At 64.4% G+C, this 8,105-nt stretch carries 7 protein-coding genes; all 7 read right to left on the bottom strand.

Annotated elements, in window-relative coordinates; translation table 11 throughout:
- Positions 1–93: 93 nt before the first annotated feature.
- Positions 94–888 (bottom strand): AraC family transcriptional regulator, encoded by a 795-nt coding sequence (locus AC0SZ7_RS26185; RefSeq protein WP_475507100.1) that lies wholly within the window; start codon positions 886–888, stop codon positions 94–96.
- Positions 889–970: 82 nt separating this feature from the next.
- Positions 971–1,942 (bottom strand): peptide ABC transporter ATP-binding protein, encoded by a 972-nt coding sequence (locus AC0SZ7_RS26180; RefSeq protein WP_475507099.1) that lies wholly within the window; start codon positions 1,940–1,942, stop codon positions 971–973.
- The gene (locus tag AC0SZ7_RS26175; RefSeq protein ID WP_416422474.1) at positions 1,942–2,910 is read right to left on the bottom strand and encodes an ABC transporter ATP-binding protein; all 969 of its coding nucleotides are present in this window, start codon (positions 2,908–2,910) and stop codon (positions 1,942–1,944) included. Before AC0SZ7_RS26175 ends, AC0SZ7_RS26180 begins: the two co-directional genes overlap by 1 nt.
- Before the next feature lie 10 nt (positions 2,911–2,920).
- Positions 2,921–3,832 carry an ABC transporter permease subunit gene (locus tag AC0SZ7_RS26170; RefSeq protein WP_475507098.1) on the bottom strand — a complete coding sequence of 304 codons (912 nt, stop codon included), beginning with the start codon at positions 3,830–3,832 and terminating at the stop codon, positions 2,921–2,923.
- 10 nt (positions 3,833–3,842) lie between these two features.
- Positions 3,843–4,853, bottom strand: a complete 1,011-nt coding sequence (locus AC0SZ7_RS26165) for an ABC transporter permease subunit (RefSeq protein ID WP_416422476.1) — start codon at positions 4,851–4,853, stop codon at positions 3,843–3,845.
- A 78-nt stretch (positions 4,854–4,931) separates the two neighbouring features.
- On the bottom strand, positions 4,932–6,527 hold the full coding sequence (locus AC0SZ7_RS26160) for an ABC transporter substrate-binding protein (RefSeq protein WP_475507097.1): 1,596 nt from the start codon (positions 6,525–6,527) through the stop codon (positions 4,932–4,934).
- 70 nt (positions 6,528–6,597) lie between these two features.
- Positions 6,598–7,974, bottom strand: a complete 1,377-nt coding sequence (locus tag AC0SZ7_RS26155; RefSeq protein ID WP_475507096.1) for an OprD family porin — start codon at positions 7,972–7,974, stop codon at positions 6,598–6,600.
- Between the last annotated feature and the right edge of the window lie 131 nt (positions 7,975–8,105).

The raw sequence follows: 8,105 nt of genomic DNA, 5'->3' as shown, positions 1-8,105 counted from the left end.
TGCGGTTGGGGGCGGGTACAGCATAAGCCACCTTGCGGCAGATGGCACACCACCCCCTTGTGGGAGCTGGCTTGCCAGCGAGATGTTGGGGCCCTAAACGCTCGCTGGCAAGCCAGCTCCCACACAGGCAGGCGATGGTACAAGCTTGCGTTGTTTCATGTAGGCGGTGGGCGACAGCCCGGTGTGCTGGCGGAAGCACTTGTAGAACGCCGACAGCGAATTGAAACCGGCGGCAAAGGCCAGGGCGTCGATACGTGCCTCGGGGTTGGCTTCCAGGGCCTGCAGCAGGTGCTTGAGGCGCGCCTGGTTGACGTAGGCGTAGAAGGTCTGGCCCAGCACCTGGTTGAGCAGGTAGGACATCTGGTTGCGGGTGTAGCCGCACACGCGGGCCACTTCCTGCAGGTCCAGCTCGGGGTCCAGGTAGGGCTGGCGCTGGTCGAAATAGTGCTGCAGGTCGTCGGCCATGATGCCCAGCTGGCGCGGCGACAGGCCCAGCCGCGAGGTGGCCGGGCGCGGGGTGTCGGCGACCGGCTCGCGCACCAGCGCCGCGTATTCGTTGACCCGCCAGATCAGCCCGTCACGCACGGTGATGGCTTCGCTGGCATGGAACGACACCAGTTGGGCGCCGCCGCGCAGGGTCAGGGTGTACTGGATGAAGGCGGTGTCGCCGTCCACGCGGATGCGGTCGCTGTGTTCCAGCGCCTCGTCGGCGTTGCGCGGCATGCTTGCCTGCACGTAGTCGCGCAGCTCGGCCAGGGCCAGGGTGCGGTTCTGGAAGAAATCGTGGTACTGGATAGCGGGGTGGTACAGCGCCATGACGCCGTCCAGGTCGCGGTGCTTCCAGCACAAGTGGTAGCGGGTGACGGTGGTGAGGGTGTCGGTTGGCATGCAGGCACCGGTGGTGGATGCGGGCGCGGCCTGCGGCCACTGCTACGGGTTCGTAGCAGCGGCCGCAGGCCGCGTCATTGCATCAGTTCAGGAACTGCTCCGCATAGTGGCAGGCCACCTGGCGGGTATCAACCTGGCGCAGCTCCGGTATCTCGCTGGCGCAGCGCTCGGTGGCGTACGGGCAGCGCTTGTGGAAGGCGCAGCCGGACGGTGGGTTGAGCGGGTTGGGCAGCTCGCCGACAATCTTGATTTTCGGCTTGGCCGGGTCCGGCTTGATGGTCGGGGTGGCGGACAGCAGGGCCTGGGTGTAGGGGTGCAGCGGGCGCTTGTAGATGTCTTCCTTGGGGCCCATTTCCGCCGGGCGGCCGAGGTACATCACCAGCACGTCATCGGCCACGTGGCGCACCACCGCCAGGTTGTGCGAGATGAACACGTAGGCGGTGTTGAACTGCTGCTGCAGGTCCATGAACAGGTTCAGCACCTGTGCCTGGATCGACACGTCCAGCGCCGAGGTCGGCTCGTCCGCCACCAGCACCTTGGGTTGCAGCATCATGGCGCGGGCCAGGGCGATACGCTGGCGCTGGCCGCCGGAGAACATGTGCGGGTAGCGCTGGTAATGCTCGGGGCGCAGGCCCACCTGTTGCATCATCGCCTGCACTTTCTCGCGGCGCTCGGCCTTGCTCAGGTTGGTGTTGATCAGCAGCGGTTCGCCCAGTTGGTCACCGATTTTCTGCCGTGGGTTCAGCGAGGCATACGGGCTCTGGAACACCATCTGCACGTCCTTGCGCAGTTGCTTGCGCTCGGCCTTGCTGGCGCCATGCACTTCCTGGCCGGCGATTTTCAGCGAACCGGACGAGGGCTCCTCGATCAGCGTCAGCGCGCGGGCCAGGGTGGACTTGCCACAACCCGACTCGCCAACCACGGCCAGGGTCTTGCCGGCTTCAAGCTCGAACGACACGCCGTTGAGGGCGCGCACCAGGGCATGGCCCTTGAACAGGCCGCGCGAGACTTCGTAGTGACGGGTGAGGTCGCGGGCAGTAAGTACGACGGCCATCAAGCCACCTCCTGGTTCAGCGGGTAGAAGCAACGGGCCAGGCTATGGGCCTTGGGGTCCAGCGCCGGGCGCTGGGTGCGGCAGTTGTCCTGGGCGTAGGGGCAGCGTGGCGACAGCAGGCAGCCCTGCGGGCGGTCATAGCGGCCGGGGACGATGCCGGGCAGCGTGGCCAGGCGCTCGGCGCCTTCGCTGTGCTCGGGAATGGCCGCCAGCAACGCTTCGCTGTAAGGGTGCGCGGGGATGTCGAACAGCTGCGGCACCTGGCCCACTTCCACGGCCTGGCCTGCGTACATCACGCAGACGCGCTGGGCCGTTTCGGCTACCACGGCAAGGTCGTGGGTAATCAGGATCAGCGCCATGTTCTGCTCTTTCTGCAGGTTCAGCAGCAGCTCCATGATCTGCGCCTGGATGGTCACATCCAGGGCGGTGGTGGGTTCGTCGGCGATCAGCAGCTTCGGCTCGCCGGCGATGGCCATGGCGATGGCCACGCGCTGGCTCATGCCGCCCGACAGCTGGTGCGGGTAGGCGTCCAGGCGGCTTTCGGCGCCGGGGATTTCCACCTTCTTCAGCAGCTCAAGGGCACGCTGGCGCGCCTGCTTGTTGTTCATGCCCAGGTGCTGGCGCAGCACTTCCTGAATCTGGAAGCCCACGGTGTAGCTGGGGTTCAGCGCGGTCATGGGGTCCTGGAAAATCATCGCCAGGTCCTTGCCCACCACTTGCCGGCGTTGGCGCGCGCTGAGCTTGAGCATGTCGCGGCCGTCGAAATTCAGCGCGTCGGCGGTGATGATGCCGGGGTGATCGATCAGGCCCATCAGCGCCATCATGGTCACGGATTTACCCGAGCCCGATTCGCCGACGATCGCCAACACTTCACCCTTGTCCACCGACAGGTCGAGGCCATCGACCACCGGCACGGCCTTGGCATCGCCAAAGCGCACGTTCAGATTCTTGATATGCAACAGTGACATGGTCGTCCCCTCAGGCGGCATTCTTGAGTTTGGGGTCCAGCGCATCGCGCAGCCCGTCGCCCATCAGGTTGATTGCCAGCACGCTGAGCAAAATGGTCAAACCAGGCAGGCTCACTACCCACCAGGCACGTTCGATGTAGTCGCGGGCCGAGGCCAGCATGGTGCCCCACTCGGGGGTTGGCGGCTGTACGCCCAGGCCCAGGAAGCCCAGCGCCGCGGCGTCGAGGATGGCCGAGCTGAAGCTCAGGGTGGCCTGCACGATCAGCGGCGCCATGCAGTTGGGCAGCACGGTGACGAACATCAGGCGCAGCAGGCCGGCACCGGCCAGGCGCGCGGCGGTGACGTAGTCGCGGTTCAGCTCGCCCATCACGGCGGCGCGGGTCAGGCGCACGTAGGAAGGCAGCGAGACCACGGCAATGGCGATCACGGTGTTGATCAGGCCAGGGCCGAGGATGGCGACGATGGCTACGGCCAGCAGCAGCGAGGGCAGGGCCAGCATCACGTCCATCAGGCGCATGATGGTGGGGCCCATGATGCGCGGGAAGAACCCGGCCAGCAGGCCCATGATGATGCCCGGGATCAGCGACATCACCACCGACGACAGGCCGATCAGCAGCGACAGGCGCGAGCCGTGGATAAGCCGCGACAGCAGGTCACGGCCCAGTTCGTCGGTGCCCAGCAGGTATTGCCACTGGCCGCCGGCCAGCCACACGGGCGGGGTCAGCAACGCGTCGCGGAACTGCTCGCTGGGGTCGTGCGGCGCCACCCACGGCGCGAAAATCGCGCAGAAGACGATCAGCAGCATGAACGCCAGGCCGGCGACGGCGCCCTTGTTCTTGGCGAACGCTTGCCAGAACTCTTTGTAGGGCGAGGGGTACAGCAGGCTTTGGTCAACGGGGACCGCGGTGTTTTCAGTAGTCATTGTCCGGGCCTCAGCGCTGGTGACGGATGCGTGGGTTGGCCAGGCCGTAGAGGATGTCCACGACGAAGTTGACCAGGATCACCAGGCAGGCGATCAACAGGATGCCGTTCTGCACCACCGGGTAGTCGCGGGCGCCAATGGCTTCGATCAGCCATTTGCCGATGCCCGGCCACGAGAAGATGGTTTCGGTCAGCACGGCGCCGGCCAGCAGGGTGCCCACTTGCAGGCCGAACACGGTCAGCACCGGGATCAGCGCGTTGCGCAGGCCGTGCACGAACACCACGCGGGCAGGCGACAGGCCCTTGGCACGGGCGGTGCGCACATAGTCTTCGCGCAGCACTTCGAGCATGGAGGAACGGGTCATGCGGGCGATCACCGCCAGCGGGATGGTGCCCAGCACGATGGCGGGCAGAATCAGGTGGCGCAGGGCGTCGACGAACGACCCTGGTTCGTCGCTGAGCAGGGTGTCGATGAGCATGAAGCCGGTTTTCGGCTCGATGTCATACAGCAGGTCGATGCGCCCGGACACCGGCGTCCAGCCCAGGCTCACCGAGAAGAACATGATGAGGATCAGGCCCCACCAGAAAATGGGCATGGAGTAGCCGGCCAGGGAAATGCCCATCACCCCATGGTCGAACAGCGAGCCCCGCTTGAGCGCGGCGATCACCCCCGCCAGCAGCCCGAGGATGCCGGCGAAGATCAGCGCGGCAATCGACAGTTCCAGGGTGGCGGGGAACAGTTGCAGGAATTCGTGCCAGACGCTTTCGCGGGTACGCAGCGATTCGCCCAGGTTGCCATGCGCCAGGTTGCCGATGTAGTCCAGGTACTGTGCATAGAGGGGTTTGTTCAGGCCCAGGCGTTCCATCGCCTGGGCATGCATTTCAGGGTCGACACGGCGTTCGCCCATCATCACTTCCACGGGGTCGCCGGGTATCAGGCGTATCAGTGCGAACGTCAGCAACGTGATGCCGAAGAAGGTGGGGATCAACAACCCCACGCGGCGGGCTATAAAACTAAACATCTTGAGTGGTACCTCGTCAGCCGGTTAGGCAGTTCCCGCCCACTGCCCCGGTGGGGACGCGGGCGGGCGTTTTTCTTGTTACTTCACCAGGGTGGTAGCGAAGTTGTTATTGGTCAGGGGGCTAATGTGATAACCCTCGACGTTCTTGCGCACGGCGGTAAACAAGCGTGGGTAGGCCAGGCTAAGCCACGGAATGTCCTTGGCGAAAATAACCTGGGCCTGCTTGTAGGCCTGCTCGCGTTCGGCCGGGTCGCTGCTGGCACGCGCCTTAGCGAGGAACCCGTCGAACTCCTTGTTGCACCAGCGGGCGGCGTTCTCGCCGCTCTTGGCGGCGTCGCAACTCAGGTTGGGGCTGAGGAAGTTGTCCGGGTCGCCGTTGTCGCCGGCCCAGCCGTAGAACGCCAGGTCATGTTCGCCCTGTTTGATGCGCTTGACCATTTCCCCCCATTCGAACACACGAATATCGAGGTTGAGGCCAATCTTGGCAAGGTCTGCTTGCAATAACTGGGCCGCCAGGGTCGGGTTGGGGTTGGTGGGGCCGCCGCCGTTGCGGGCGAACACGGTGAAGCGCGTGCCCTCCGGCACCCCGGCTTCCTTGAGCAGGGCGCGGGCCTTGTCCAGGTCGTGGGGCAGGTCGGTGATGCTCTTGTCGAAGCCCAGCAACGTCGGCGGGTAGGGGCCGGTGCCAGCCGTTGCGTTGCCTTCGCCGAACAGGGTCTTGACCAGGGTGGGCTTGTCCAGCGCCATGGCGATGGCCTGGCGCACGCGAATGTCACCCAGGTATTTGTGCGAGGTGTTGATGGCCACGTAGCTGGTCATCAACGCTTCCATCTCGTCCACCCGCAGGTTGGGGTCGGCCTTCACGCTGGGGATATCGTCAGGCTTGGGGTAAACGGCGATCTGGCATTCGTTGGCGCGCAGTTTCTGCAGGCGTACGTTGCTGTCGGTGGTGATGGCGAACACCAGTGCTTCGCTGGGGGCCACGCCCTTGTAGTAGTCGGGGTTGGCCTTGTAGCGCACCATCGCATCCTTGTTGTAGCGCGTGAGGATGAACGGCCCGGTGCCGATGGGCTTGCTGTTGATATCACCGGTCTTGCCGGCTTTCAGCAGCTGGTCGCCGTATTCGGCGGAGTAGATCGACGCGAAGCCCATGGCCATGTCCCGCAGGAAGGGTGACTCGGGACGCTTGAGGTTGAAACGAACAGTGTAGTCGTCAACCTTGTCGATGCTGTCTATCAGGTCTTTCATGCCCATGGCTTCGAAATAGGGGAAGCCCATGGGCGCCTTGTCGTGCCAGGGATGCTTGGGGTCGAGCTGGCGCTCGAAGCTCCATAGCACGTCATCGGCATTGAATTCGCGGCTGGGCTTGAAGTAGTCGGTGGTCTGGAACTTCACGCCCTGGCGCAGGTGAAAGGTGTAGGTCTTGCCGTCGGGGCTGATGTCCCAGCTCTGCGCCAGGTCCGGCTCGACGTCGGTGGTGCCGGGCTTGAAGCTGGCCAGGCGGTTGAAGAGGGTCTCCGATGAGGCGTCGGCCGTGGTGGCCGCCGTGTACTGCACAATGTCGAACCCTTCCGGGCTGGCCTCGGTACAGACCACCAGGGGTTTGGCGGAAATGCCGACGGCAACGCTGAACAGAGCTGCCGCGATTGCGGCGCGAAGGGGTAGCGCTTTCATGTAGTCCCTCTGTGATCAATAGCCAGATTAGCCTGCGGCGGTGGATCGCACCGCGCGCAGGCCAGGTTGGTTACAGGATGTTGAACGGAATCGTGGTAACGATCCGCAGTTCGTCCAGGCTGCCATCAGCCTGGTTGGCACTGGCGCGGTGGGCGGTGTAGGTCGCCCGCACGCTGGTGTCTTTCAAGGCGCCGCTCTGAATCACGTAGGAAGTACCCACGCCGTATTCGTAGTGGTGTTCGCCGTCCATGTTCTTCACGTCATAGGCGGTGCCGGTGTAGTGGGTGCCGTCGATGCCCCAGCCGCGGGCGGTGTAGACGTTGAACTTGAGGCCCGGCACGCCGTACTGCGCCATGTTCAGGCCGTAGGCCACTTGGAACGACTTCTCGTTCGGGCCGTTGAAGTCCGACAGCAGGGAGTTGGCCAGGAAGATGCCGTTGGTTTCGTGCAGGTAGTCGAAGTACTCGTTGCCGTTGATCTGCTGGTAGGCGAACGTCAGGCTGTGGGCCTGGTGGGTGGCGGTCAGCGACAGGCTGCCGGCGTCGTTGTCGATCTGCCCCATCTTGCGGGCGCCGGTGTCACGGGTCTTGTAGTAGTTCAGGCCGGTGGTCAGGCTGACCACGGCGCTGTCACCCAACACGTGGGTGCCGCCGAAGTAGTACTGGTTCCAGAAGTCTTCCACCTGGGTGGCGAACAGGGTGGTGGTGACGCTTTCGAACGGCTGGTAGTTGATGCCTGCGGTGGTCACCCGGTCGGTTTCCACGCCGGTAGCGCTGTATTCGCTGCGGAACTTGCTCAGGCTCTGCTCGGTACGCGGCGACACGCGGTCGAAGGTGCCGGCCTGGAACGACAGGTTGTTGAATTCCTTGCTGTCGATGCTCACGCCCTGGAAGCTGGATGGCAGCGCACGGTTGCCGATGGTGGCGACCATGGGCGTGTCCATGGCCTGGCGGCCCAGGGTCAGGGTGGTGTTGGACACCCGCGCCTTGACGTTGCCCAGGCCCAGCTTGCTCCACTGGCCAATGGTGTCGCCGTCGCTGTCGGCCAGGGTGCGGTTGTTCGAACCGCCGTTGCGCGCGCTGCCGCGCTCCAGCGCCACCACGTTGTACAGCGCCGCTTCCACGCCGAAGCCGACGGTGCCCTGGGTAAAGCCCGAGGTGTAGTTCACCGTGGTGCTCTGCAGCCAGTTGGTGCGGTTGTTCATGGGCTCCCGGGTACCGTCCTTGCTGTGGCTGAACAGGGGCCCGCGCTTGGACTGTTCGCGGGCATACCAGTTGCGCGTCGAGCCTGACAGGCTCTGGTCTTCGACAAAGCCCTTGGCGTCGGCCTGGGCGCTGCTGTCCTTGAGCGTGGTGGGCGTGAACGCCTGGCTGGCGTCATCGGCATTGGCCAGGGCGGACAGGCCGCCGATGGACAGGGCCAGCAGTGCTTTTCTTGTAATGTTCATGGGTGAAGCTCCTTGGTTTTTCTTTTTTTTATGCCGGGCACATTCAGGTGCTCGGTCAACTTTGGGTACAACTACGTTTGCAAACGTTTGGCCTCGTTCAACTGGCCGCGGTTTGCCGGCGTTGATGGCAG

It is taken from the genome of Pseudomonas sp. JC1203, assembly GCF_056175065.1.
The sequence above is the reverse complement of the archived record's forward strand: the minus strand, read 5'-3'. Positions and strand labels throughout refer to the sequence as shown.

Excerpts from the sequence above, each read along its gene's own strand:
- AC0SZ7_RS26185 (WP_475507100.1), bottom strand. The coding sequence starts at position 888 with ATGCCAACCGACACCCTCACCACCGTCACCCGCTACCACTTGTGCTGG.
- AC0SZ7_RS26180 (WP_475507099.1), bottom strand. The coding sequence starts at position 1,942 with ATGGCCGTCGTACTTACTGCCCGCGACCTCACCCGTCACTACGAAGTC.
- AC0SZ7_RS26175 (WP_416422474.1), bottom strand. The coding sequence starts at position 2,910 with ATGTCACTGTTGCATATCAAGAATCTGAACGTGCGCTTTGGCGATGCC.
- AC0SZ7_RS26170 (WP_475507098.1), bottom strand. The coding sequence starts at position 3,832 with ATGACTACTGAAAACACCGCGGTCCCCGTTGACCAAAGCCTGCTGTAC.
- AC0SZ7_RS26165 (WP_416422476.1), bottom strand. The coding sequence starts at position 4,853 with ATGTTTAGTTTTATAGCCCGCCGCGTGGGGTTGTTGATCCCCACCTTC.
- AC0SZ7_RS26160 (WP_475507097.1), bottom strand. The coding sequence starts at position 6,527 with ATGAAAGCGCTACCCCTTCGCGCCGCAATCGCGGCAGCTCTGTTCAGC.
- AC0SZ7_RS26155 (WP_475507096.1), bottom strand. The coding sequence starts at position 7,974 with ATGAACATTACAAGAAAAGCACTGCTGGCCCTGTCCATCGGCGGCCTG.